We start from the raw sequence: 24,127 nt of genomic DNA, 5'->3' as shown, positions 1-24,127 counted from the left end.
GGCAGTTTTATTACAGCCTTCAGTGCAATACCACGGAAATACCTCACATGAACGAGACGACCGGTCCCGTCTGTGCCGTGCTGGACCTCGGATCGAACAGCTTTCACCTGCTGGTGGGGCGGCTCGAGGCGGGTCGCATCGTCATGCTCGACCGGCGCAAGGACATGGTGCGCCTGGCGCAGGGCCTCGGTGAGGACAGCAGGCTGGACGAGAAGGCCATGCAGCGTGCGCTCGACAGTCTGACCACGTTTGCGCAGCAGTTGCGCAATGTTCCGCGCACGAACCTGCGCGTGGTCGCCACCAATACGCTGCGTACCGCCACCAACGCCGATGCATTTCTCGAGCGGGTCGAGAAGATCATCGGTGTCCCGATCGACGTGATCAGCGGCCAGGAAGAAGGGCGACTGATCTTTCTCGGCGTCGTCAAGGGGCATGCCAGCAATGCGCTGCGCCGACTCGTGATCGACATCGGCGGTGGCTCCACGGAGTTCATCGTCGGGCGGCGCAAGGCGAAGCGCATCGAGAGCCTGTTCATCGGCTGTGTCTCGATGAGCGAGAAATTCTTCGCCGACGGACGCATCACGCGCTCACGCTACGAGCGTGCGCTGACGCTGGCGCGTGCGGAGATCCAGCATCTTGCGGGCGGCCACGGTGCAGCGCGCTGGGACGAAGCAGTCGGCACTTCCGGTACGATCCGCCATGTGGCAAGCCTGATCGAACGCTTCAATCCGGGTGAACACATGATCACGCGCGACGCGCTCGAGGCGCTGGTCGAGCGGTTGTTGCGCAAGCGCCGGATTGCTGCGCTGGAGGCGCTGGGGGTCAGCAGCGAACGGGCGCCGGTGTTTCCCGGCGGACTGGCGATACTGCATGCTGCGTTCATCGAACTGGACATCGAGCGCATGCACGTGTCGGATTATGCGCTGAAGGAGGGTGTGCTCTACGAACTGGCGGACCAGGGCGAGCATGAGGACACGCGACGGCAGACGATCGACTACCTGGGGCGGCAGTTCAACATCGATCGCCGCCAGGCGATGCGCGTCGAGCGGCTTGCGAAGGTGCTGTTGCCACAGGTGCTGTCGTGGCTGCGTACCGAGCGCAACTTCGCGCAGCAGGTGCTGGTCGCTGCGGCCCAGTTGCACGAACTGGGGCTCACGATCTCGCACAACGGCTACCACCGGCACGGTGCCTACCTGCTCGAACACGCCGACATGCCGGGATTCTCGCGCAGTGAGCAGAAGATGCTGAGCTTCCTGGTGCTGAACCACCGCCGCAAGCTGCGTACACCCGAGGTGCACAGCTACGGCTTCGAGGCTGACTGGACGCTGGTGCTGGTGTTGCGACTGGCGTGCCTGTTCAACCGCATGCGCGTCGATCAACGCCTGCCGGCGCTGCGCCTGGTCCCGGTGCGAAACGGCTGGGAGATCGAGCTGCCCGCGACCTGGTTGCGCAGGCATCCGCTGCTCGAAGAGGATCTGCGCGCCGAGAATGCCTTCCTTGGGGCGATCGACTCGTCGTTGAGTATCCGGACGAGTCGCTGATGCGATGTGTGTACGTGGTGTCTGGCGCGTGTCACGGAGGCTGGAAAACGTGTCGATGAATGCTTGCGCCTGCAGGATCCGCGGACAATGAGTTCGATGCTGGAAGAGCGCGCGCAGCCGCGGGCCGGACCGCTGGCCGGCAGCGGCACGATCCGTGCTGCCGTTGCCGATTTCGTGGTCGACGAGCATATCGAGATGGACGACGACAGCGGCGGAGAGCACCTCTGGCTGCGGGTGCGCAAGGCCGGCGAGAACACCGATCACGTCGCTTCACTGCTTGCACGTGCAGCGGGAATCCGCGTGCGTGACGTCGGTTATGCGGGGCGCAAGGATCGCCATGCGCTCACCACGCAATGGTTCAGCCTGCATCTGCCGGGACGTGCAGACCCGTGCTTCGACGGGCTGCCGCCGTCGGTAGAGGTGCTCGAGACGCGCCGGCGTCGTCGCAAGCTCGCGATCGGCGGTCTGCGCGCGAACCGGTTCCGCATCGCGGTGCGGGATTTCACGGGTGAGCGTTCCCTGCTGGATCGGCGGCTGGCGGAACTGGCCGTGCACGGTGCGCCGAACCATTTCGGGGTGCAGCGTTTCGGTCGTGGCGGCAACAACCTGGCGCTGGCGCACGACTGGTTCGCCGGCACCCGGCGGGTCGCGGACCGCAAGCTGCGCGGTCTGCTGTTGTCGACCGCTCGCGCAGCGATCTTCAATGCGGTGCTGGCGGAGCGCGTCGGCGACGGCTCCTGGTGCACGGCGTGTGCCGGGGATGCGCTGATGCCCGATGGGCGCGGCAGCTACTTCCCGGCGCCGGAGATCGACGCCACGCTCGCGGCACGGGTTCGTGCCGGTGAACTGCATCCGACGGGTCCCTTGTGGGGTGCGGGCGACAGTCCGGCTGGCGGCGCGATTGCCGAGCTCGAGCGGGCAGCAGCGGGCCGTCTTCCCGACTTGGCACAGGGCCTGGCCGATGCCGGGCTGCGCCAGGAGCGGCGCGCATTGCGCGTGTTGCCGCGCGATCTCGCCTGGGAATGGATCGGGGAGACGGGCGTCGTGCTGTCGTTCGGCCTGCCTCCCGGCTGCTATGCCACTACATTGCTCGCCGAGGTGCTGGTATGCCACGACGCCGCCGGCGCCGGTTGAAATCCGGCATGCCGACGGAACCGTGCACGGGGCGACTGGCAGCGCGTGCTCAGTTGCTGACGATGCGCCGTGCGAGTCGCCAGCCGTCCGCCGTGCGCTGCAGGGTGTCGATGTAGCGTCCGGTCATCATGATCCGTGGCTCGCCATCGACGGTGGTGATCACCTGTATGTAGCAGGAGGATTGCGCCGAATCACCGTCTCCCTCGAGGACGAGGTTGTTGATAACATGCTGCGCCGGCGGTATCGAGCCGCGCGCATTCTGGAAGAAGGCGAGGATCGCTTCGAAGCCTTCGCAGCGCACGTTCATCGCCCCGAGCTCGAATACCGCATCTTCGGTGAAGATTGCGCGCATCGCTTCGGGCAGGCTGTAGTCAGCGTTGTGGCAATAGCGATGCAGGAGTTGCTCGATTGCATGACAGTCTTCGAGGTTCAGTGCCATGGGTAGCCTCCGCAGGATGGTTGGATGATGTATCGGTCGAGAGATTGTAAGGCAATTGTCGCGAACCGGGCCGCGCGTGTGCCGCCGTGGCGTGTTTTTCTGTGGTCGTTCCCGGTCCTGGCACTGCTGCTGATGCTGGCGCAGGCGCTGCCGTCGCACGCGCAGGGCACTGCGGCTGCGCCGAGCGCAACACGCACCGGGGCGGATCAGGGGCCCGCCGACTACTCGCTGCGCTTCGATGCCGCCCGTGATCCGGCAGGTGACCTGCGGCGCGCGCTTGCGGCGGCTGCGGCCAGCGACAAGCGCGTGCTGGTCATGGTCGGTGGAGACTGGTGCGTGTGGTGCTTCCTGCTCGATCGCCATCTGCGTTCCGACGCCGAAGCGGCGCGCACGCTGTACGGCGAGTTCGAGCTGCTGCGGGTGTACTACGGCGATGACAACACCAACGAGGCCTTCCTCGCCGCATTCCCCGAGTTCGAGCTGTTTCCCCACTTCTTCGTGGTCGAGACCGACGGACACGTACTCGCATCGGTCGATGCCGATGTGCTGATCGCCGACGCGAAATACGACACCGGGCTGATCCGCAAGTTTGCCGCAGCCTGGCATCGACACTGAGTGCGAGTCGGATCAGTCGGTGCGTGCGCTGCCCAGATCCAGGCGCACCGTGACCACGCCGGGGTCTCCGCTGGAAGCCTCGATGCGGAAACCGAGTTGCGTGCAGAGATTCAGCATGCTGTGGTTCTGCACCAGCACATCGCCGAAGATTTCAGCGATGCCGCGCCCGCGTGCGTAGGCGATGATGCGGCGCATCAGGAGCGTACCAAGACCCATTCCGGTCATGTCGTGGCGCACCAGGATCGCATACTCCGCGCGTTGCAGGTCAGGGTCGCAGACGATATTGACCGATCCGTAGAATTCGGTCGTTCCCGGCGCGCCATGATCGGTCAGGATCAGCACCATCTGGCGGTCGTAGTCGATCTGCGTGAAGCGTGCGGCCATCGCGTGCGACATCGCCTTGATCGGAGCGAAGAAGCGCAGGTAGATCTCGTCCGCGTTCAGGCTCTCGAAGGCCCGGCGCAGTGACGGCTCGTCTTCCGGCAGCACCGGGCGCAGCCACAGCACCCGCCCGTCGGCAAGTGGCACGTCTTCCTCGAGTTCACGCGGATAGGGCTTGATCGCCAGGCGAGCGGTTCCCGCGTCGGTGGCCTCGCCGAGGCGGATGCGCGCGTCTATGGCCACTACGTCGTGCACGTCCGCGAGCAGCGGGTTGATCTCCATTTCGGCGATTTCGCCGAAGTCGCACACGAGCTGCGACAGCCTTACCAGCGCGAGCGCGATCGCATCGAGGTTTGCCGCCGGCATGCCGCGCGCTCCGCCGAGCAGTCGTGCGATGCGTGTGCGGGTGATCAGCGTGCGCGCGAGGTGCATGTTCAGCGGCGGCAAGGCGAGTGCGGTATCGGCGATCGTCTCGGTTGCCGTACCGCCGTGGCCGAACACCAGCACCGGGCCGAACTGCGGGTCCGAACTCATGCCGATGATGAGCTCGTAGGCGCCGCGACGATGCACCATGCGCTCGACGCTGAAACCCTCGATGCGTGCGCCCGGCAATCGTGCCGTGATGCTCGTGCGCATCGCCTCGGCAGCGGCACGGGTTGCCTCGGGGTCGGCCAGGTCGAGCACCACGCCGCCGAAGTCGGTCTTGTGCGGTATGTCCGGCGAACGGATCTTCAGCGCCACGGGAGCCGCGATGCGTGCAGCCGCTGCAGCGGCCTCCGCAGGTGATTCGACATGGAACGCTTCGACTACCGGAAAACCATAGGCCTGCAGCACACGCCGCGTGGCGCTGCTGTCCAGCCACTCGCGTCCTTCACGGCGTGCCTGTGCGAGCAGTTCGGCGACCACACGGATTTCGGGTGTGCGCGTCAGCGGTGCGAGCTCCGGCGTTTCCATCAGGATGCGTTGGCCGCGTGCGTGGGCGACCGCGTGCATGAAGCCGCGGACCGCCTGTTCGGGCGTCGGGTAGGTCGGGATGCCGGCTGCACTGAATGCCTCACGTGCAGCCAGCGCGGTTGCGCCGCCGACCCAGCTCGTCAGCAGTTGCGTCGTGCGCCGTGGCGCAAAGACTTCGGCAATCGCGCGTGCAGCCTCGACGCCGGGACAGACTGCGGTGGGGCAGTGCACCACCAGTACGGCGTCCACGCCGCGATCGGCTGCGATGATGTCGGCGGCATGTGCGAGGCGTTCCGGGGGCGCATCGCCGATCACGTCGATCGGGTTCGCGCGTGACCAGTTCTGCGGCAGAATCGCATCGAGTGCGGCAACGGTCTGCTCGTCGAGGGTGGCCAGGGTGCCGTCGAGTGCCCCGAGCGCATCGGCTGCAAGTACCCCCAGTCCGCCCCCGTTGGTCAGGATCGCGAGCCGCTCGCCACGCAGCTTGCGCATGCGGCTCAAGGTTTCTGCGGCGTTGAACAGTTCGGTCAGCGTGTAGACGCGAACGATGCCGGTGCGGCGGAACACCGCCTCGTACACTTCATCGCGGCCCATCATCGCACCGGTGTGCGTTGCCGCCGCGCGTGCACCGGCCGCGAAGCGTCCGCCCTTGACGACGATCACCGGCTTGGTGCGTGCAGCCGCACGTGCCGCGGAGACGAACTTGCGCGCGCTGCTCACGGACTCGACATAGAGCAGCACCGCGTCGCTTGCGGCGTCGTTGGCGAGGTAATCGAGCATGTCGCCGATGTCGACGTCGCTCATGTCGCCGAGCGACAGCACCTGCGAGAAACCGATGCCACGTGCGTGCGCCCAGTCGATCATCGAGGTCACGATCGCGCCCGACTGGGTCACGAACGCCAGTCGTCCCGCCAGTGGAGCCAGATGCGAGAAGCTCGCGTCGAGGCCGATCCCCGGCACCATCATGCCGAGACAGTTCGGCCCGACGACGCGCAGTGTGTACGGGCGTGCCGCTTCGAGGATCGCCGTCTTGATCGCCTTGCCTTGCGCTCCCTCGGGGGTTGCGCTGATCACGATCACGGCTCGGGTGCCGCGTGCGCCGAGCGCGGCGACGAGTCCGGGCGCACTCGCGGCCGGCGTCACGATCACGGCCAGATCCGGCGCTGCCGGCAGTTCGGCCACGGACGCAAAACACGGGACGCCGAGCACGCTGGCGCCACCGTGGCGCGGGTTCACCGCCCAGATCGGACCCGCGAAGCCTCCGGCCAGCAGGTTGCGTGTCAGTACGTTGCCGATGCTGCCGGCACGTTCGCTGGCGCCGATCACCGCCACCGAGGAGGGCGCCAGGAGTTTGTCGAGGTTGCGTATCGTCATGCGACGGAGTGTAGCGAATTCGTGTCGCAGAAGGTGCATCTGGACCTGGATTGGCTACACTACGGCGTCGTTGCAAGGGGGTGGGGACGATGAGCGCAGGCGGGCAGACGCATTCGGTACCGATGGGCTACCTGCTGTGGATCTTCGGTTTCATGGGAGCGCACCGGTTCTATTATGGAAAGCCGGTCAGTGGCACCATCTGGTTCTGCACCCTGGGGTTGCTCGGTATCGGCTGGATCATCGACCTGTTCCTGATCCCCGGCATGGACAGGGATGCGGAGCGTCGCTATCGCACGGGTCCGGTCGGCTATAACGTGAGCTGGCTGCTGCTGACCTTTCTCGGCGTCTTCGGCGTGCACCGCTTCTACATGGGCAAGTGGCTGAGCGGGCTGCTGTACCTGTTCACCGGCGGGCTGTTCATGCTCGGGGTTCTTTACGATTACTGGACACTCAACCGGCAGATCGACGAACTCGGCGCGTAGCGCGGACGCTTCGGGGTGCGGTGACGGTGCGGGCACGTGGCGGACGGGAGACGGATCATGGGGACTCTGGCAGGCAAGGTCGCGCTGGTCACGGGGGCGGGGCAGGGGGTGGGACGCGGTATTGCACTCGCGCTCGCCGCGGAAGGCGCGCGGGTGGTCGCGGCCGGACGCACCGAGGGCAAGCTGCTCGAGACCTGTGCCGAGATCACGCAGCGGGGCGGCAGTGCCTTGCCGGTCGTCTGTGACGTGATGATCGCCGCGGACATCGAACGCTGCGTGCAGTCCACGGTGGACGCGTTCGGCACGGTCGACATCCTGGTCAACAACGCCCAGGTGGTCGCGCTCGGGAGGATCCTCGAGTTTTCCGAAGAGCATTACCAGGCCGGAATGGATTCGGGTCCGCTGGCGACGCTGCGCTTCATGCGTGCCTGCCATCGCTACCTGCGTGATGGAGGCTGTGTGGTGAATCTCGGTTCGTCGGCGGCCATGCGCCCGGGTGCCGCAGGTCTTGGCGCGTATACCGCAGCCAAGGAAGCGATCCGGGCACTGACGAGGGCGGCGGCGGTCGAATGGGGTCCGGACGGTATCCGTGTCAACTGCATCCTGCCGCTGGCGATGTCGCCGGCGATGGACGCGTGGACTGCGGCTTATCCGCAGGAGGCGGCTGCGCTGCTGCGCCTGGTGCCGCTGGGGCGTGTCGGTGACTGCGAGGTCGATATCGGCCGGGCGGTCGCGTTCCTGTGCGGGCCCGACGCGCGCTATATCACGGGCCATACGCTGCCGCTCGACGGTGGTGAAGCCTTTTTGCGCTGAACGCCCACGCCATGGATTCGTGGTCGCTGCTGCAGGCGCTGTTGCTCGGTGTGGTCGAAGGCCTTACCGAGTTCATTCCGGTATCCAGTACCGGACACCAGATCATCGTTGCCGACCTGATCGGCTTCACGGGTGAGCGTGCTGCCGCGTTCAACATCATCATCCAGCTTGGCGCGATCCTTGCCGTGATGTGGGAGTACCGGGCGCGTATCGTCGGCGTGGTGCGCGATCTGCCGCGCTCTGCGCAGGCACAGCGTTTCACGGTGAATCTGCTGCTCGCCTTCATTCCGGCGGCGGTGCTCGGTGTGCTGTTCTCCGATCTGATCACGCAGCGCCTGTTCAACCCGCCGTCGGTGGCGATGGCACTGGTCGTCGGCGGTCTGGTGATCCTCTGGGTCGAACGGCGCGAACACCGCAGCGGGATCGATGCGGTCGATCTGATGGACTGGAGGCATGCGCTGAAGATCGGCTGCGCCCAGTGTCTGGCGCTGATACCCGGGACCTCGCGTTCCGGTGCCACGATCATCGGTGGTCTGCTGTTCGGCCTGTCGCGGCGCGCGGCAACGGAATTCTCGTTCTTCCTGGCCATGCCGACGATGGTCGGTGCCGCGGTCTACTCGGCTTATCGTTACCGCGATCAGTTCCTCGCCTCCGACCTGCCGGTATTCACCGTCGGGTTCGTCACGTCCTTCGTGTGCGCAATGATCGCGGTGCGGGCGCTGCTGCGCTTCGTGGCCGGACATTCCTACGCCGTATTCGCGTGGTACCGCATCGCGTTCGGTCTGCTGGTCCTCGTGACCTGGCGCTTCGCCCTGGTCGACTGGTCGCAGGCACCACCCTGAGCCGGCCGGGCCGCACTGCTGGCCAGCCGTCGCGGCACGGCTCTATCATGGTGCGCGCAGGAGGGTGTCTCCGATGAGAGCTGTTACGGCGCTGTTGCGATGCGTGTCGCTGCCGATGTGGCTGGCGGTGGCAGGGTGCACGACGACGACGATCGACGAGAGTCGGGTGGCACCGGTTGCGCTCGGGGATGGCGAACGCGTGGTCGTGCTGGGCCGCCGTCACAGCAGCGACTACGAGACCGAACCCGCGTTCGTGCGCTGCGTGGGGCGCGGCATCGCGGGCAGCGGCGCAACGGTGCTGCCCGAGCTCGAGTTCATGAACCGCTTCTATCCGTGGTTCGAGCCGCGCACGGCCCCGATGAGCCTGAAGCGCTTCGAGGCGTTGATGCAGATGCCGGCATTCGCGGCGCGGATGAACGAGACCGGCTTGCGCTACATCGTCTGGGTCGACGGCCATACCGAAACCGTCGACAAGGCGGGGTCGGTCTCGTGCGCGATCGGGCCGGGTGGCGGGGGTTGTATCGGCTTCGGTACCTGGGACGATCAGTCGAAATACGAAGCGAGCGTCTGGGACCTGAAGCAGACGCAGGCGATCGCGACGATCAGTGCCGAAGCGGAGGGAACTTCCTACATGCCGGCACTGATCGTTCCGGTGCCGCTGATCGCGCGCGTGCGTGCTTCGGCCTGCGAGGGCATCAGCGCGCAGTTGCGACAGTTGTTCACGGCGCCATGAAGATGCGCATGCTGCTGCTGATCACCCTGCTGGGGCTGGCGCCGCTCAGCGCCTGGTCGATGTCGGAGCAGAAGGAGATCACGATCGGGCGCGAGATGCATCGCGAGATCCTCGCGAAGATTCCGGTCTACGCGAACCCTGCGCTTGCCGCTTACGTCGCACGGGTCGGCAACCGGCTCGCGCGTGCCAGCGATCGTCCCGGGCTCGAATACACGTTCACGGTGCTCGACAGTCCCGACATCAACGCGTTCGCGACGCCCGGCGGTTTCGTCTACATCAATCGTGGATTGATCCTGTATCTGCAGTCGGAGGCCGAGCTCGCGGCAGTGCTTGCCCACGAGATTGCGCATATCACCGAACGGCATGCCTCGCGCCAGGACGTGATGTCGAAGACGAGTTCGGTGGCTTCGCTGGCGCTCGGCGTGCTGGCGGCGATTGGCACCGGCAGCGGTACGGTGGGCAGTCTGGCGCAGGACGCGGCAGCGACCGCAGGAACCGCGATGGTGCGCGGTTACGGGCGTGAGATGGAGCTCGAAGCCGATCGCGAAGGCGCCAGGTTCATGCACCGCAGCGGTTATGACCCGATGGCGATGGTCGAAGTGCTCGGCGCGCTGAAGGAACAGGAGAGCTTTGCGCGTGTGCGTGCCCGCGCCGATGGACACGAAGCAGCGGTATATCACGGCGTGTTCTCGACCCATCCGCGCAACGACCAGCGCTTGCAGGAAGTCGTCGCCGCCGCGGGGGCACTCAGCTCCGGCGCAGCACTGCAAGTCGATCCCGACGAGTTCCGCCGGGTCACCGATGGCATGAAGTTCGCCGAGCGACGTGGCAGCGCAGCGGTCGTGGATGGTCGCTATTTCAACGGCAAGATGGGTTTCACGGTTGCCTTCCCGACCGGATGGCGCGTCGTCAACCGTGCGACGACCGTGGTTGCCGACGCGGCGAATGGCGAAGCTCGTCTGCAGATGTCGGTGCGACGTGCCCTGGCGGAGCTGAGCCCGGCCGAATTTGCCGCGACGATGCTCGAACTGCGCGATGGCAGCGATGGGCGTGAAATCGGGGATGGAGGGGTGAAGGGGTTCACCGCCCGTTACCCGGGTGCCGGGGGCGGGCCTTCACGACGCGTGGCGGTGTTGTACTACGGTCCATACGCCTACGTTTTCGAGGGGCGGTCGGCGAATGCGGCACTTGCGTCACTGCACGATGCGCTGTTCGTGTCGACGATCGGCAGTTTCCGGCCGTTGCGTCCCGCAGACCGCGACGCAGTGCTGGCGATGCAGATGCGGTATGTGCGCGCAGAGCCCGGCGCCGGCTTTGCGCAACTGGCGGCGCAAAGCCCGCTGCGAGCGTACGCGGAAGAACAGTTGCGCCTGCTGAACGGTGCGTATCCGCGCGGTGAGCCGCAGCCGGGCGAGTGGCTGAAGATCATCGAGTAGGTCAGGCTTCCGAGGCTGTCGCAAAACGCCGCGACGCGTGTGGCGATGCCTTTGCATCGGGGGCGTGTGCCGCAGGAGATGCGGCGCTCGAGCCTGCAGGGATGCATTTACGGCGTCCCACCGGTGCAAAGGCATCGTCGCACGCTGCTTGCATCTTCCGGTCGGATCGCCGGGCCTGGCGAATCAGGGCGTCTTCGGAAAAGGCAGCAGGTTTGCGGTCTCCACGCGGCGCAGGAACCGGTGTTCGATCTCGGGTGCGGGAATCGGCTTGCTGAGCAGGAATCCCTGTGCGTAATGGCAGTTGTGATCCTTCAGGAACTGTCGCTGTTGCGGTGTTTCGACACCCTCGGCGATCACCCTGACCTCGAGTGCCTGGGCCAGTGCGAGGATCGTACGCACGATGTCGGCGTCGATGCGGTTCTCGGTCACGTCCGATACGAACGCACGGTCGATCTTGATGTAATCGAGCGGGAATCGTTTCAGGTAGCCGAGTGACGAGTAGCCGGTTCCGAAGTCGTCGATCGCCAGGCGTGTGCCAAGCCCTTTCAGCCTGCCGAGCATCCCGATCATCTCGTCGGGACGCTCCATGATCGTGCTCTCGGTGATCTCGAACTCGATACAGTCGCGCGGCACGCGGGAGTCGGCAATGATTTCCGAGAAGGTATCGACCATCGACGGGTTGGCGAGCTGGCGCGCCGACAGGTTGACGGCGATGCGTGGCGCCTCGAATCCGCGTTCGATCCAGTCGTTGATCTGTGCGCAGATCGTGCACAGTACCCAGTGGCCGATGTCCTCGATGATTCCGGTCTCCTCGGCAAGGTGGATGAACCCGGCCGGGCTGACCAGGCCGCGCTTCGGATGCTGCCAGCGGATCAGCGCCTCGAGTCCGGTGATGCGCCCGGTCGCCAGGTCCTCCTGCGGCTGGTAGTACAGCAGCAGTTCGTCGCGCGCAATCGCGTTGCGCAGGTCGTTTTCCAGCTCGAGCCGGTCGAGGTTGTCGGACTCGAGGTGCGCTTCGTAGAAGCCATAGCCACGGCGCGCCTTCTTCGCGTCGTACATCGCCATGTCCGCCGCCTTCAGCAGTGTCACTGCATCACGTCCGTGCTCCGGATACACGGCGATGCCGATGCTGACGCTGAGGAGCATCTCGCGCCCGAGGAACACGAACGGGCGCTTGAGGTGCTCGAGCAGCTTCTCGGCGATATTGCGCACCATTTCGTAGCTGCGCACCCCGTCGAGCACGATGCAGAACTCGTCGCCGCCAAAACGGGCGACGAGGTCGCCCTTGCGCACGCAACCGCTCAGGCGTTCGGCAACATACTTCAGCAGCAGATCGCCTGCCTCATGGCCCAGCGTGTCGTTGACCAGCTTGAAGTTGTCCAGGTCCAGGAACAGCAACGCGAACTGCTTGTCGCTGCGTGCGGTGTCGGCCAACAACGATTCCATGTGTTCGTTGAAGCGGGTGCGGTTCGGCCTTCCGGTGAGCGAATCGACGTACGCGAGCTGGTGCACGCGCTTCTCTGCACTGTATACCTGCAGCATGTGATCGATGCGCCGGCGCAGCACCGCGTAGTTGATCGGCTTGCTGATGTAGTCGGTGGCGCCCGCGATGAACGCCTTGTCCACCGACGCCTCGTCGTGCAGACCGGTGACGACCAGGATCGGGATGGTGGCGCATTCCGGCAGCGAGCGGATCACTTCGCAGGCCTGGAAGCCGTCCATTACCGGCATCACGGCGTCGAGAATCACCAGGTCGGGCAGACTCTGGCGGCAGAGCTGCACCGCCTGCTGCCCGTTGGTCGCTTCCAGCACCTCGTAGCCTTCACCGACCAGGGTCTCACGCAACGCGAAACGCGCTCCGCGATCGTCATCGACGACCAGGATGCGATACTGGCGGTCAGCCTGCAGACGGCGTTCGACGGCTCGTGATGCACCGGCGGCGTCGCGCGCATCGCTGGCGCCCAGGACGTGGCGCACCAGGTTCGATTCGTACGCGAGTCCCGAGACCAGATCGTCGCATGCGCTGCCAGTGCCCGCCCGGGCTTCGCGCTCGAGCTGCTGTGCCTTCTGCGCGAGCCGCCCGGCACCCGAATTTGCGGCGGCACCCTTGATCGTGTGCGCGAGGCGGGCGAGTTCGGCCATATCCTGCGTCTGCAGCGCCTGCTGTAGCTGTTCCAGATGGCCGGGCAGATCCTCCAGGAAGGCCGCGATCATGCGCTCGGCTGCGTTTCCGATCTGCTCGTACAGCTCGGCCAGATAATCCTTGTCGATCACGAAGTTCCCGGGCCCTGGTCGTGACGCGACGGGGTGAGTCTGTTGCGCAGCACCTTCTTCCGGTTCGATCCAGCGGTTCAGCATGTCGCGAAGCACTGCGAGCTTGACCGGCTTCGACAGGTAATCATTCATGCCGACGGCATGGCATTGTTCCATCGCGCTCTTCTGCACGTTCGCGGTCATCGCGACGATCGTCACGCCGCTGTACGGTGCGTTGGCAGCGCGAATCTGCCGGGTCGCCTCGAAGCCATCCATGCGTGGCATGTGGCAGTCCATCAGCACCAGATCGAAGCGCGAGCGTGCGACTGCCTCGAGCGCTTCGAGACCGTCGGCTGCGATCACGGCCTCGCAGCCGAGGCGCTCGAGCATGCCGCTCGCGACCTCCTGGTTGGCGCGATTGTCCTCGACCACCAGCACGCGCACGCCACGGAAGCTGTCGCGTTCGCGACCCGGATCGCGCTGCGTCGTCTGGCGCGGCGCGGGAAGCTGGGACGCCAGCAACGCACGCAGGCAGTCGGCCAGCGCGTTGCGGCGTACCGGTTTGCCGAGAGCGTGCGCGATCGGCAATCGCGGCAGCCAGTGACCATCGGCCCGCGGGCGCACGCCGAGGCGCACGAACTGGCGTGCTCCGTGCACGAGTGCGTCGATGAACTCCGCTGCATCGGGACCGATCAGGTCTTCGTCGACGATCGCGACGTCGAAGTGCCCGTCCGTGCGGGCTGCACGCAGTGCGGCGATCGCTTGCGTCGCGTCGGCGCAGAGCTGCAGTTGCACGCGTTCGCCGACGAGCATCGTCTGCAGCGACTCGCGCACCAGCGGGTTGTCGTCACAGAGCAGGATACTGGCGGGGCGTGCCAGCGGCAGCAGCGGACGTGACTGCATGGGCTCGCGCGGACGGATGAACGGCAGCATGAAGTAAAAGCAACTGCCTTGCCCCGGTGTGCTGCGCACGTCGATCTCGCCGCCCATCAGGTGAACGAGTTCGCGGCAGATCGCCAGTCCGAGCCCAGTGCCACCGAAGCGCCTGGTCGTGGAGCTGTCTTCCTGGGAGAAGGCATCGAAGATCCGCTTCTGTGCTTCGGGTGCGATACCGATTCCGGTATCGCTGACCTCGAAGCACAGCCGCAGGTGGACGTCGTCGTCTTCGCGCAGCGTGACCCGTATTCCGATGGTACCGGTCTCGGTGAACTTGACGGCGTTGCCGAGCAGGTTCAGCAGCACCTGCCCCAGATGATGCGTGTCGCCAAGCAGGCTCGCCGGAATCTCGGAGTCCACCACGTAGGCGAGCTCGACACCCTTGCTCTGCACCTGCGGCGTCACCAGCGCCAGAATCTCTTCGATCCGGTCGCGCAACTCGAACTCGACCACTTCCAGCGTGGTCTTGCCAGCGTCGATCTTCGAGAAGGCGAGGATGTCGTTGATCAGGGCGAGCAGCATGTCGGCGGAGTTGCGTGCAGTGCGCACGTAGTCGAGCTGGCGGCCGGTCAGATCCATCTCGACGATCAGATCCAGCATGCCGATCACGCCATTCAGCGGTGTGCGCAGTTCGTGGCTGACGGTCGCGGCGAACTCGCCCTTGGCACGGGCCGAATCGAGGGCCTGGTCGCGGGCGATCTTGAGTGCCTTGCCCTGCTCGATCGCGCGATCGCGCGCGTCCTGGGCGACGCGTTCCTGTTCGATCGCCTGGTCGCGCGCTGTCTGCGCGACGCGCTCCTGCTCCAGTGCCTGGTCACGTGCCAGCGCGATCGTCTGTTCGCGATTGCGCAGCACTTCCATCATCGTGTTGAAGGCACGCTGCATGTCGAGAACCTCGCGCGTGCCCTCGAGCACCGCGCGTGCATCCTGTTCGCCTGCCTGCGCTCGTCGCATCACGGCCGACAGGTTGCGCATCGGCCCGGTAAGGCGCTGCGTGATGCCGAAAAGCACCAGCAGCGACAGCGCCGCAAGCACCGCTGCGACCATCAGACCGGAACGCACGATCTCGGATCGCATGTTTGCCAGCGTCTGTCGCGACATGATCAGTCTTACCGCACCGATCATCTCGCGGTGGCTGCCGCGCGTATCGGCAAACGGAGAATCCACCTGCTCCTGTCCGGAGAAGACCGGTGCAGAGAAGACCCACTCGTGTGTACTTTCCTGCACCAGTTGCGGTGCCTTCGGTATGCCGATCTGCTGCGCAGGCACCGCGGCGACGGAGTCGCTGGCGTACAGCCGACGGCCGTCCGCGTAGACGATCTCGACCCCCTGGACGTCGGGGAAATTCAGGAAGCTGCTGACCAGCTCGGTGGCGCTGCCGGTGTCGCCGTACAGCAATGCCAGCGTGCTCTGGCGCGACAGCGATTCGACCAGACGCATGCCTTCGTCGTGAACACGTCGCTGTACGGTGTCGCCCGATTGCCGCGAGATCAGCATGCTCGATGCGAAGGCGAGCAACAGAACGCAACCCGTGAAGCTGATCGCAATGAGTTGCCGCAGGCTCATGTTGCGTATCGGGTTGCGTGGCATCGGGAATTGCTCCTCCGGAACCTAGAGACGACTCGGGAAGACCATGTTGAAACGTGGATCACGCGCATCGAGTCCCAGGCCCAGATGGTCTGCGGTGCGGATGTTGATTGCCGTATGCAGTTGCTCCAGTGGTTGCAGCCGTGCATCGGGCGTCGGTGCCGTTGCCGCCTCGCGGGCCAGGCGCCGGCCGAGTTCATTGTCGTTCGGGAACAGTGCGAACAACGCTCCCTTGGGCACATGCGACGGGTTGCTCGAAAAGATCACGAGATTGCGATCCCAGGCGGCGCGCAACACCATCTGCAGCACCGAGGCCTCGTCGAGGAACGGCGAAGCCTGCAGCAACCACAGCGCATCCTGCGGAGAACGCATCATGGGCAGGAGCTCGCGATACGCGTTTGCGCCGTCGCGAATGCTGTCCATGCGTTGGGAGACCAGTTCGTAGCCTGCCGCAGCGGCATCCTGCTTCGCGCGTTCGATCAGCCAGTCGTTCGCGTCGACGCCGTGGATGACGTGGATGCGCCGGACGGCAGGAGCCAGTTCGCGCAGCCTTGCAAACAGCATGCGCGGTGCCGGTGCCAGCGATATGACGGAAACGCCTGGTGCAATCTCGTCCGGCTGCGCGAAGACGGCGCCGACGATACGGCGGGTGCTGCTCCCGAGTTGCGCGCTGAGGTCGAGGCCACGCTTGCCGAGCAGGATCACCGCATCGAGTGGTTGGGCGGCGAGTTTGCGCTCGACGGCCGGCAGATCTTCTCCGGGGGCGAGTTCATGGACCGCGCTGCGTGCCGATGCCGCCGCGATGCCCTCGGAAATCGAACGGAATACGGCACGGTAGGGTTCACGTACCTGCGGGTAGATCACCGCCACGTGCGGTAACGGTGCCTCGTTTGCCAGCGAAGGCGACGCGATCGCAGCAGCCGCCAGCAAGGCGGCCCACAGCAGCAGAAGACGCCTGTGCAGATGCAGCCGGTACATCACGCGTCTCCCGCAGGGAGTGCGCGCGGCGGGCACCCGACGTACTCGACGTCGTCCGTGCGCCACGGCAGGAAGGCTCCCGCAGGCGCGTCGGCTGCCTCGCTGTAGCAGGCATGCACACCGGCGTTCACGCTCAACGTGAACAGGCGGTAGCCTTCTTCCACGCTGATGTCGCTGTCGAGTACGAACGCCGCGATATAGCCGAGCATGTTCAGCGCGTCGCCGCCGCGAGCGCGCAGGTACGCATCGAGCTGGCGCGCCAGCTGCATGTGCTCGCCTTCGGGCAATCCCAGCTCCGTGCCGAGCTGCAACATCGCCTCGACGCGATCGTCGCCGCTGGCGATCGGGCGCGAGTAGCCCGGTGCCCGCAGGCGGCCGCGGCGTGTGGTGCGGCGCGCGAGGATCCCGGCGGGCGTCGCCCCTGCCCGTGCTTCGTGCCGCGCCTCGGCGATGAACTGGCATGCATAGTGCGATTGTCCGGGCCCGTAGAGCGTCGAGTCGCTCGCCAGGGTACCCGCATTCACCGCGGCCCCCGGGGTGCAGCGCATCGAACCACCGAGCGCTCCGATCTGGTTGCACCAGATGCGCGGGTCCGGAAACGACATGCACATGAAGCAGGCTTCCAGCCAGCGCGCCATGCCGGGCTTCGGCATGCGGCCGGTCACCTCGAGGATCAACAGTTCAAAGAACCCGTGCTGGCCCAGCAGATCGTCGAGCAGTGAATACGCGCCGACGCGTATCCCGTGGCCCACGCGCCAGCCGCCCTTGTGCGTGACGATGCGCCCGTGTCGGGCTTCCCAGAAGTGCGATGCGTTCAAGAGGCAGTTCCTTCTGCGTTTGCGCCGGGGCGCGGGTCCACGAATTCGTAGTTCTCGTCGCCGATGAATGGAAACGCCTGCAGGCCCTGGCGTCCGGCCTCGAGACCGTGCGCCAGCAACCCCGGCAGACTGGCAATCTGGTACAGCACGCCCGCGCTGCGCGGTGCGAATCCCAGATCCAGGCATGCTGCAGCGGCAACGCCCGGTTCCAGCCAGCCGCAGCCACCTCTGGCCAGGCAGGCGGCAAAACGGTGTCCCCACGCAAGTGCGGCCCATTCACCCGGCGTGTCTGCAAGCAGGCGTGCGATCCCTGCGGCACGCGGATCCGCCACGCCGTACAGGGTACCGAAACCCGGTGCAATGCGCAGGTCCCCGGCGTCCGGGTTTCGGTCGACGCGTGCCAGCAGTTCACCGGCGAGGGTGTCGGGGTCGGCGTCGTGCTGGCGCGCAATGAAGGCGGCCGCGTTCTCGACCTCCGCGCTGCCGAGATGCTCACCGCCCAGAAGCCCCATGCCGATCGCGGCAAGATGACGCGTACGGGTACCCGAGGCAGCGGCGCTCATCGTCGCGCGCGTGGCGCCATGGCGTGGTCCCGGGTTGCAGAATGCGACCAGGAAGCGTTGCAGCAACGCTCGCTGACGGGTGTCAGGCAGTTCGCCGCGCAGCAGCAGGTAGATCGTCTGCGGGTAATCGAGCTGTTCGATCATCGCCTCGTGCGCGTAGCCGTGACAGCGTGCGGAAGTCGCGACCCACGGGTTGTGCGGATCCGCGACTTCCTCCCAGATGCGGGTTCGCAGACGGCTGGCAAATCGGGTGTTACGGCTTTCTTCCACGGTCTCTGTTTCTGCTGTCGGCTCAGAAGCGCAGTCGCGCCGTCAGATGTGTGCTGCGCTTCTCCAGCGGGAAGTCATCGGGCATCAGCGACCCGCGGCCGTCGGGTACTGCGGCGAAGGGGGATGGCTCGCGCGCATCGTCGTCGAACAGATTCCTGATCCGCAAGCCGATATCGAGGCGCCCGAACAGGTTGCGGCGCTCGATGTTCAGGTTGGTGATCGTGTAGTCGTCGATCGACGCGCGCGGGTCCATTGGTTCGCGGTTGCGATCGGCAACCCACTTCAGTTCTCCGGTAAGTGCCCAGTCTCCCGCCGGCAGCCAGCTCGCGCGCAGGTACGCCTGTTGCTCGGGCGAGCGCGAGGCTTGCTTGCGGAGTTCCTCGTCCTCGGAGTCCTGAAAGGAGTAATTGGCGACCAGGCGCAGCGTCTGTACGGGCTTCCATTCGGCCTCGACCTCGAAACCGTGTCCTTTCTGCTCGCCGATGTTGCGTGCGACCTGGGTTCCGGGACCGGTTGGAACGAATTCGATCAGGTCCTCGATGTCGTACATGAACACGTTGAGACCCAGCCGCAGATCGAAGCTGGCACGGTAGTCGAACGCGAGTTCCCATGTGTTCGAGACTTCAGGATCCAGATCCGGATTGCCAAGGGCGACCGGGTTGTTGCGCACGAACAGTTCCGTAAAGGACGGTGCGCGAAACGCGCGGCCGTAGAGCAGTTTGGCGGTCATGTCGGTGCTGGCGTCCCAGACCAGCGCAGCGCGCGGGTTCACGGTGGAGCCGAAATCCGAATAATCGTCGTAGCGCAGTCCGACAGTGAGGTTCCAGTCGTTTGCGACCTGCCATTGGTCCTGCAGCGAGGCGTAGACGATGTCGCGGTCCTCTTTCCTGAAGAATACGTACGGGGTATTGCTGACGTCGGTCAGCGTGCCGTCGATGATGCAGTTGAGCGGGTCGCAGTTGCGGTGCGCCAGATCGAGCACCCCAGGCCCGAAGTTCTTGCGTTCCTTGCCGGTTTCCTCCTGGCGCGACGCGCCTGCGGCGAAGCGCAGCTTGTGCCCGGCAAATCCGTCGTAGCTGAAGATTGCCTCGGCGCGCAGGTGCTTCTCGAAGAACTCCGGATTGCCGCGGTAGCCGTCGGTGAACTGCATCGGGGTGAAGTGCCATACGTCGATGTTGCCATCGTCGCCGATCGGCAGCACGGCGCCCGCCGGGAACAGGGTTTGCCTGGTGCGTGCGTTGATGTCCATATACGACATATTGAGCTCGACGACGCTGTCGGCAAACAGGTTCGCGTCGCTGTAGTGGGCGTCGAACAGGTAGTTGTCGATCTCGCCGCTGCCCTCAGGGTCAAGTGCCAGTGCGAGTCCGGGTCCTACGCCCGAGTCGATCTGCCGCCAGTTCCACAGACGGAACTGCAGCTTGTCGTACTGCAGGTCGATGCGTGCGTCGTAGCCTTCGGCCCGTGTCGCGAACGGACCGGGTGCCCTGGACACCGGCGCAACCCCGAAATAGGCAAGTACGAAATCGAACGCGCTCTGTGCGTCGGCGTTGACGCGACGCGAATCGTCACCGTCGGTCTTCGTTCCCTGCAACGAGAATGCGACGTCGACCTCGCCCCAGCGCGTGCCGTGCAGCAGCCAGCCCTCGGTGGTATCGAAGGAGGCAACCCTTGCGCCGACCTCGGTGCCGTTGATCTGCGTGGCGGTTTTCGTGATCACGTTGATCACGCCGGCGAGGGCGTCGGCGCCGTAGACGGCCGATCCGGGGCCGCGGATCACCTCGATGCGCGCGATGTCGCGTACCGGGAAATTCATTCGGCCGCCGCGATTGCCCATGTGTGTCTGCGTGATCGGTACCCCGTTCACCAGCATCAGCACCTGCGGGTTCTTGTCGGTGTATACGCCGCGGACCGAATAGATCGGCGAGAAATACGTCGACGACAGCGAGACGTGCATACCGGGAACCGTGGCCAGCACTTCTTCGAGCGTGTTCGCGCCCAGATCCCGGATATCGTCGGCGGTGATCACCGAGGCCACTGCCGGTGCCTTCGCGACGAGCTGCTTCTGCCCGGTCGCGATGCTGAGGAATTCCTCCTCCCCGAAGGACAGCAGCAGATCTTCCTCGCCGGCTGCGGATGCACCGGGAGCGACCCGCATCAGCGCCATGGCCAGTGACAACGCCAACAGAGAGCGGTTTTTCATGGCACGGCTGTCCTCGCAGCGATGTGGTCGGTACGCACGTACAATGATTGCCCCTGCCTGCGCGCGCGCCATGCCGTGACCGGCGGAATCGTGCGCTGCTTCACATTTCACGCAAAATCTGGATGCGGCGACCGATCGGCGGGATTTCACGCCGGTCGATCCGTACATCCAGCAACGTGGGACTGTGTTGCTGGCAGATGCCCGGAATGTTCAGGTTCATCAGATCCTGCGGCGTCTGGATCAGATAGGCCCGGATACCCATGGCTTCGGCCATGCGCCGGAAGTCCACCTGTGGCAGTTCGCTGCCGATCTGCTCTCCGCCGCCGAGCTGCTGACCGTGCGCAACCATTCCGAGTCGTGCGTCGTTCAACACAATGTAGACCACTGGCAGGCCCAGTTGCTGGGCGACGGTGATTTCCTGGCCACTCATCAGCATGCTGCCGTCGCCGGTGATGCAGACGACCGGATCGCCCGGGCGTGCCAGTGCGGCGCCGACCGCATTGCCGATCGCCCAGCCCATCGGCGCGAACTCGAAGCCGGCCTGGAACAGGCCGCCGCGTGTGGTGCGGCGTCCACGGTCACCACGCCCTACGCTGCGACGGTCGAGCACACGGCGGTCGAAGGGATGCAGGTAGTGGGTGCACCACGCGAAACTGTTGCCGGCGTCCGCGAGGTAGCGCGTGCTCGGGGGGAACAACTGGGTCAGTTTGGTCATCAGCCATTGCGGCTTGATCGGGCACGAGGCGTCGAGACACTTCGGGAGGTCGTCGACCTCGAACGACAGCACCGCGCTGGCGCCATCGGTGCGTGGCGTGTCGGCGGCGATCAGCTGGCGACCATGGCGGGCCAGCTCGACGATCAGCGTCTCGAACACGGTATCGATGTTGCCACGCACGTGCAGGCGCGCCATCGGCGAGCGGGTCAGGTTGTTCTCGTTGGTATCGATATGCACGAGTTGCCCCGTAAGCAGCGTTTCGCGATCCCAGTTGTTGCTGCTCCACTCGCTGAGCATATTGCCGACCGTGACGACCAGGTCGACGGCCGGGTCGTGCAGTACGTGCTCGGCGCTCTGGTGACCGGCAAACGAGAACACACCGCGGTAGTTCGGGTGGAACGGGCTGATCAGTCCCTTGCCGTCGGGGGTGGTCACGACCTGTGCATCGAGGATCATCGCAGTGCGCAGGATCAGTCCGGCGGTCTCCTGACAGCCGTTGCCGAGCACGAACACCGGCTTGCGTGCATCGAGCAGCAGGTCGACCAGGGTGTCGATTGCGCTTTCGTCCTTCCACGCCGGGCGCGCGAGCAGGGAGGACAGGTTGAATCCCGGCGAGCTGCGCTCGAGCGTGGTGCGCATGATGTCGAGCGGGACGCTGATGTGGGCCGGGCCGTGCGAGTTGAAGGCGGTCATGATCGCCGACGCCAGCTTGTGCTCGATCTGGTCGACATGGCTGACCAGCGTGTTGTAGTGCGTGCAGTGCTGGAACATGCCGACCGTGTTCACGGCGGTATCGCTGGATTCCTGCAGGGCCTTGCGACCGAAGTGACTGAGCGCGGTCTGTGGCGTGATCACCAGCAACGGGATCTGGTTCTCGTAGGCGGACGCCACGCCGGTGATCAGGTTCGTGGCGCCTGGCCCGGTGGTCGAGCAGCACACGCCCAGCTTGCCGGTGTTGCGCGCGTAGCCTTCGGCCATGAACGCCGCTCCAGCCTCGTGGCGCGCGATGACGGCCTTGATGCCGCCGCGGCGTTCGCTGCGCGCGAGTGCGTTGTACAGCGGCTCGATCGCGCCACCGGGAATGCCGAACACGTATTCGACGCCGAGCTGTTCGAGATGACGCAGAATCAGGTCGCCAGCCTCGAAGACTTCGGGTTCATTGTTGGATCGCAGTGCGCCAGCGGGATGCAACGGATGGATACGAGCGCTCACCGAGCCCTCCTTTTATTGTGTTGTGCTGCAACGACAGGCATCCGACCAGGTTCGCCCAGTTGAAGTGTCGCATCAGTATAGACGGCTAAGTCATTAGTGCGAGTGGATTATTTGTCACATGAAGCCGCGACCGTCGACGCTGGCCAAGGTTATTGCACGGGTATGGAGAACGGGATGAATGGCGGCTTTGCAGCCGACGGAACCAGTGCGATCATACGGTCCACGTATCGCTGACGATGGAGGCCCGTGATGGAAAAGATCCTGTACCTGGTGTGGAAGCAACCCGGAGACACACCGGAGGGGTTTCGCAAGCGATGGCTGGATCGGATCGCACCGGCACTGCTGGAAGCCGGTGCAAGGCACGTACGGGTCAATGTGGCCGACGACGACGTGGCGCCGGCGGCGCCGCTGAAGCAGTCGTGCAGCGGGCAGCCCTTCGACGCGATGCTATCGTTGTGGCTGGACACGGCGGTCTGGCGTGCCCGCTACGAGGCTCTTTTCCGCGACCAGGTGGCGCGTTGCCATGGCTACCTGGTGTGCGAGTCGGAGCCGATCGCGCACCACGCGCAGATGCCCGCCGATGGCCGGCGCGCCGAGGGCTGGTCCCAGATCTGCATCCTGACCCGACCCGACTGGATTGCCTACGAACAGTGGCTCGCAGTGTGGCAGGGCAGCCACACGCAGATCGCGATCGATACCCAGTCGACCTTCGGCTACCGGCAGAACGTCATCTTCCGGCCGCTCACCTACGCCGCGCCGCCATACACCGCGATCATCGAAGAGAACTTCCCTGCGGAGGCGATGACCTCGCCGCAGGCGTTCTACGCTGCGGTGGGTGACGAGCAGAAGCTTCGCGCAAACCTGCAGGCGATGATGGACAGTTGTGCGCGCTTCATCGACATGAACCGTATCGACGTGGTGCCGACCAGCGAATACAACTGGGTTGCGCAAGCGCGCACGCCGGCCTGATCACAAACAACGAGCAGCAGCGGAGGAGTGCATGGGTATCTACGCAATGACTGGCGGCGCCACCGGAATCGGCGCGGCAATCAAGAACCAGTTGCGGGAGCGCGGTGACACGGTGATCGTCGTCGACGTCAAGGACGCCGACGTGATCGCGGATCTTTCGACGCATGAAGGGCGCCAGGCCGCCGTTGCGGAAGTCCTCGCCCGCGCCCCGGAAGGCCTCGACGGTTTCGTGGCCTGCGCTGGAGTAGGTCCTTATGTGAATCCGGCGCTGATCGTGCGCCTCAACTATTTCGGAGCAGTCGAGGTCACCGAAGGCGTGCGTCCGGCGCTGGAGCGCCGCGGCGGCAGCGTCGTGGTGATTTCCTCGAATTCGGCGCCGATGAGTCCGGACGCGGAGTATGTCGACCTGCTGCTTGCCGGTGACGAGGCTGGCGCCTGCGAGCGGGTCGCAGCCCAGAACGGCCAGGTTGCCTATTCGGGTTCGAAGGCAGCGGTGGCGCGCTGGGTGCGCCGGAATGCACCGGCATGGGCCGCTGCCGGCGTGCGCGTGAATGCAGTGGCTCCTGGTCTGATCAGGACGCCGTTGTCGGACAGCGCGACCAACGACCCGCGCTTTGCCGAAGCGATGCAGAATTTCGAGAAGACGATACCGATCGGCCGTGTTGGCCAGCCGGATGACATCGCGGGGCCGGTGCTGTTCCTGCTCGGGCCCGAGGCGGGTTTCATCTGTGGTGCGATGCTCTTCATCGACGGTGGTCACGACGCTTCGTTCCGTCCGGATCAGTTCTGAGCACGGGCGGGGTGTCGTATTCCCGGGGCGCTGCATCCTTGCTTGAGCTTGCCCGGAGGCGCACGTATCCTTGCACGCTTTCGCACGCC

General features: G+C 65.4%; 18 protein-coding genes. 10 read left to right on the top strand and 8 right to left on the bottom strand.

Annotated features, from left to right (window positions below):
* Nucleotides 1-47: 47 nt before the first annotated feature.
* Nucleotides 48-1,541: a Ppx/GppA family phosphatase gene (locus tag H7A12_08100; protein ID MCP5320771.1), complete on the top strand. Its 1,494-nt coding sequence runs from the start codon at nt 48-50 to the stop codon at nt 1,539-1,541.
* Between the two features lie 96 nt (nt 1,542-1,637).
* Entirely contained in the window at nt 1,638-2,675 is a 1,038-nt protein-coding gene (locus tag H7A12_08095; GenBank protein ID MCP5320770.1) for a tRNA pseudouridine(13) synthase TruD, read from the top strand.
* Between the two features lie 49 nt (nt 2,676-2,724).
* Here H7A12_08095 and H7A12_08090 read toward each other — a convergent pair whose 3' ends face one another.
* Entirely contained in the window at nt 2,725-3,114 is a 390-nt protein-coding gene (locus H7A12_08090; GenBank protein MCP5320769.1) for a nuclear transport factor 2 family protein, read from the bottom strand.
* Between the two features lie 27 nt (nt 3,115-3,141).
* Here H7A12_08090 and H7A12_08085 point away from each other — a divergent pair, with 27 nt between their 5' ends.
* Nucleotides 3,142-3,729: a thioredoxin family protein gene (locus H7A12_08085; protein MCP5320768.1), complete on the top strand. Its 588-nt coding sequence runs from the start codon at nt 3,142-3,144 to the stop codon at nt 3,727-3,729.
* A gap of 12 nt (nt 3,730-3,741) precedes the next feature.
* On the opposite strand, the gene H7A12_08080 is transcribed toward H7A12_08085, so the two are convergent.
* Complete coding sequence (locus H7A12_08080) at nt 3,742-6,438, bottom strand: bifunctional acetate--CoA ligase family protein/GNAT family N-acetyltransferase (GenBank protein MCP5320767.1); 2,697 nt, start codon at nt 6,436-6,438, stop codon at nt 3,742-3,744.
* 89 nt (nt 6,439-6,527) lie between these two features.
* Between H7A12_08080 and H7A12_08075 the strand changes: the two genes are divergently transcribed.
* From H7A12_08075 to H7A12_08055, 5 genes are all read left to right on the top strand, one after another.
* Nucleotides 6,528-6,920: a TM2 domain-containing protein gene (locus H7A12_08075; GenBank protein MCP5320766.1), complete on the top strand. Its 393-nt coding sequence runs from the start codon at nt 6,528-6,530 to the stop codon at nt 6,918-6,920.
* A 57-nt stretch (nt 6,921-6,977) separates the two neighbouring features.
* Nucleotides 6,978-7,733, top strand: a complete 756-nt coding sequence (locus tag H7A12_08070; GenBank protein MCP5320765.1) for an SDR family oxidoreductase — start codon at nt 6,978-6,980, stop codon at nt 7,731-7,733.
* An 11-nt stretch (nt 7,734-7,744) separates the two neighbouring features.
* Nucleotides 7,745-8,575: an undecaprenyl-diphosphate phosphatase gene (locus H7A12_08065; protein ID MCP5320764.1), complete on the top strand. Its 831-nt coding sequence runs from the start codon at nt 7,745-7,747 to the stop codon at nt 8,573-8,575.
* Between the two features lie 115 nt (nt 8,576-8,690).
* Nucleotides 8,691-9,308, top strand: coding sequence for a hypothetical protein (locus H7A12_08060; GenBank protein ID MCP5320763.1), 618 nt, complete (start codon nt 8,691-8,693; stop codon nt 9,306-9,308).
* An 8-nt stretch (nt 9,309-9,316) separates the two neighbouring features.
* On the top strand, nt 9,317-10,744 hold the full coding sequence (locus tag H7A12_08055; protein ID MCP5320762.1) for a M48 family metalloprotease: 1,428 nt from the start codon (nt 9,317-9,319) through the stop codon (nt 10,742-10,744).
* A 183-nt stretch (nt 10,745-10,927) separates the two neighbouring features.
* Here H7A12_08055 and H7A12_08050 read toward each other — a convergent pair whose 3' ends face one another.
* From H7A12_08050 to H7A12_08025, 6 genes are all read right to left on the bottom strand, one after another.
* Complete coding sequence (locus H7A12_08050) at nt 10,928-15,523, bottom strand: EAL domain-containing protein (protein ID MCP5320761.1); 4,596 nt, start codon at nt 15,521-15,523, stop codon at nt 10,928-10,930.
* Between the two features lie 21 nt (nt 15,524-15,544).
* Nucleotides 15,545-16,498 carry a hypothetical protein gene (locus tag H7A12_08045; protein ID MCP5320760.1) on the bottom strand — a complete coding sequence of 318 codons (954 nt, stop codon included), beginning with the start codon at nt 16,496-16,498 and terminating at the stop codon, nt 15,545-15,547.
* Complete coding sequence (locus H7A12_08040; protein ID MCP5320759.1) at nt 16,498-17,316, bottom strand: hypothetical protein; 819 nt, start codon at nt 17,314-17,316, stop codon at nt 16,498-16,500. The genes H7A12_08045 and H7A12_08040 overlap by 1 nt, the downstream gene beginning before the upstream one ends.
* The gene (locus tag H7A12_08035) at nt 17,313-18,149 is read right to left on the bottom strand and encodes a hypothetical protein (protein ID MCP5320758.1); all 837 of its coding nucleotides are present in this window, start codon (nt 18,147-18,149) and stop codon (nt 17,313-17,315) included. The genes H7A12_08040 and H7A12_08035 overlap by 4 nt, the downstream gene beginning before the upstream one ends.
* 22 nt (nt 18,150-18,171) lie before the next feature.
* Nucleotides 18,172-20,352 carry a TonB-dependent receptor gene (locus H7A12_08030; GenBank protein ID MCP5320757.1) on the bottom strand — a complete coding sequence of 727 codons (2,181 nt, stop codon included), beginning with the start codon at nt 20,350-20,352 and terminating at the stop codon, nt 18,172-18,174.
* Nucleotides 20,353-20,452: 100 nt separating this feature from the next.
* The gene (locus tag H7A12_08025) at nt 20,453-22,240 is read right to left on the bottom strand and encodes a thiamine pyrophosphate-binding protein (GenBank protein ID MCP5320756.1); all 1,788 of its coding nucleotides are present in this window, start codon (nt 22,238-22,240) and stop codon (nt 20,453-20,455) included.
* A 288-nt stretch (nt 22,241-22,528) separates the two neighbouring features.
* On the opposite strand from H7A12_08025, the gene H7A12_08020 reads away from it, so the two are divergent.
* Both H7A12_08020 and H7A12_08015 read left to right on the top strand, forming a co-directional pair.
* Complete coding sequence (locus H7A12_08020) at nt 22,529-23,248, top strand: EthD domain-containing protein (GenBank protein MCP5320755.1); 720 nt, start codon at nt 22,529-22,531, stop codon at nt 23,246-23,248.
* Nucleotides 23,249-23,279: 31 nt separating this feature from the next.
* A complete protein-coding gene (locus H7A12_08015) occupies nt 23,280-24,038 on the top strand; it encodes an SDR family oxidoreductase (GenBank protein ID MCP5320754.1) in 759 nt (252 codons plus the stop codon).
* Nucleotides 24,039-24,127: the final 89 nt, after the last annotated feature.

It is taken from the genome of Pseudomonadales bacterium, assembly GCA_024234165.1.
Lineage (GTDB): Bacteria > Pseudomonadota > Gammaproteobacteria > Pseudomonadales > UBA5518 > UBA5518.
The sequence above is the reverse complement of the archived record's forward strand: the minus strand, read 5'-3'. Positions and strand labels throughout refer to the sequence as shown.

Bases quoted from the DNA above. Each gene is read 5' to 3' on its own strand.
- H7A12_08100 (MCP5320771.1), top strand. From the start codon at position 48: ATGAACGAGACGACCGGTCCCGTCTGTGCCGTGCTGGACCTCGGATCG.
- H7A12_08095 (MCP5320770.1), top strand. From the start codon at position 1,638: ATGCTGGAAGAGCGCGCGCAGCCGCGGGCCGGACCGCTGGCCGGCAGC.
- H7A12_08090 (MCP5320769.1), bottom strand. From the start codon at position 3,114: ATGGCACTGAACCTCGAAGACTGTCATGCAATCGAGCAACTCCTGCAT.
- H7A12_08085 (MCP5320768.1), top strand. From the start codon at position 3,142: ATGTATCGGTCGAGAGATTGTAAGGCAATTGTCGCGAACCGGGCCGCG.
- H7A12_08080 (MCP5320767.1), bottom strand. From the start codon at position 6,438: ATGACGATACGCAACCTCGACAAACTCCTGGCGCCCTCCTCGGTGGCG.
- H7A12_08075 (MCP5320766.1), top strand. From the start codon at position 6,528: ATGAGCGCAGGCGGGCAGACGCATTCGGTACCGATGGGCTACCTGCTG.
- H7A12_08070 (MCP5320765.1), top strand. From the start codon at position 6,978: ATGGGGACTCTGGCAGGCAAGGTCGCGCTGGTCACGGGGGCGGGGCAG.
- H7A12_08065 (MCP5320764.1), top strand. From the start codon at position 7,745: ATGGATTCGTGGTCGCTGCTGCAGGCGCTGTTGCTCGGTGTGGTCGAA.
- H7A12_08060 (MCP5320763.1), top strand. From the start codon at position 8,691: ATGTGGCTGGCGGTGGCAGGGTGCACGACGACGACGATCGACGAGAGT.
- H7A12_08055 (MCP5320762.1), top strand. From the start codon at position 9,317: ATGCTGCTGCTGATCACCCTGCTGGGGCTGGCGCCGCTCAGCGCCTGG.
- H7A12_08050 (MCP5320761.1), bottom strand. From the start codon at position 15,523: ATGCCACGCAACCCGATACGCAACATGAGCCTGCGGCAACTCATTGCG.
- H7A12_08045 (MCP5320760.1), bottom strand. From the start codon at position 16,498: ATGTACCGGCTGCATCTGCACAGGCGTCTTCTGCTGCTGTGGGCCGCC.
- H7A12_08030 (MCP5320757.1), bottom strand. From the start codon at position 20,352: ATGAAAAACCGCTCTCTGTTGGCGTTGTCACTGGCCATGGCGCTGATG.
- H7A12_08020 (MCP5320755.1), top strand. From the start codon at position 22,529: ATGGAAAAGATCCTGTACCTGGTGTGGAAGCAACCCGGAGACACACCG.
- H7A12_08015 (MCP5320754.1), top strand. From the start codon at position 23,280: ATGGGTATCTACGCAATGACTGGCGGCGCCACCGGAATCGGCGCGGCA.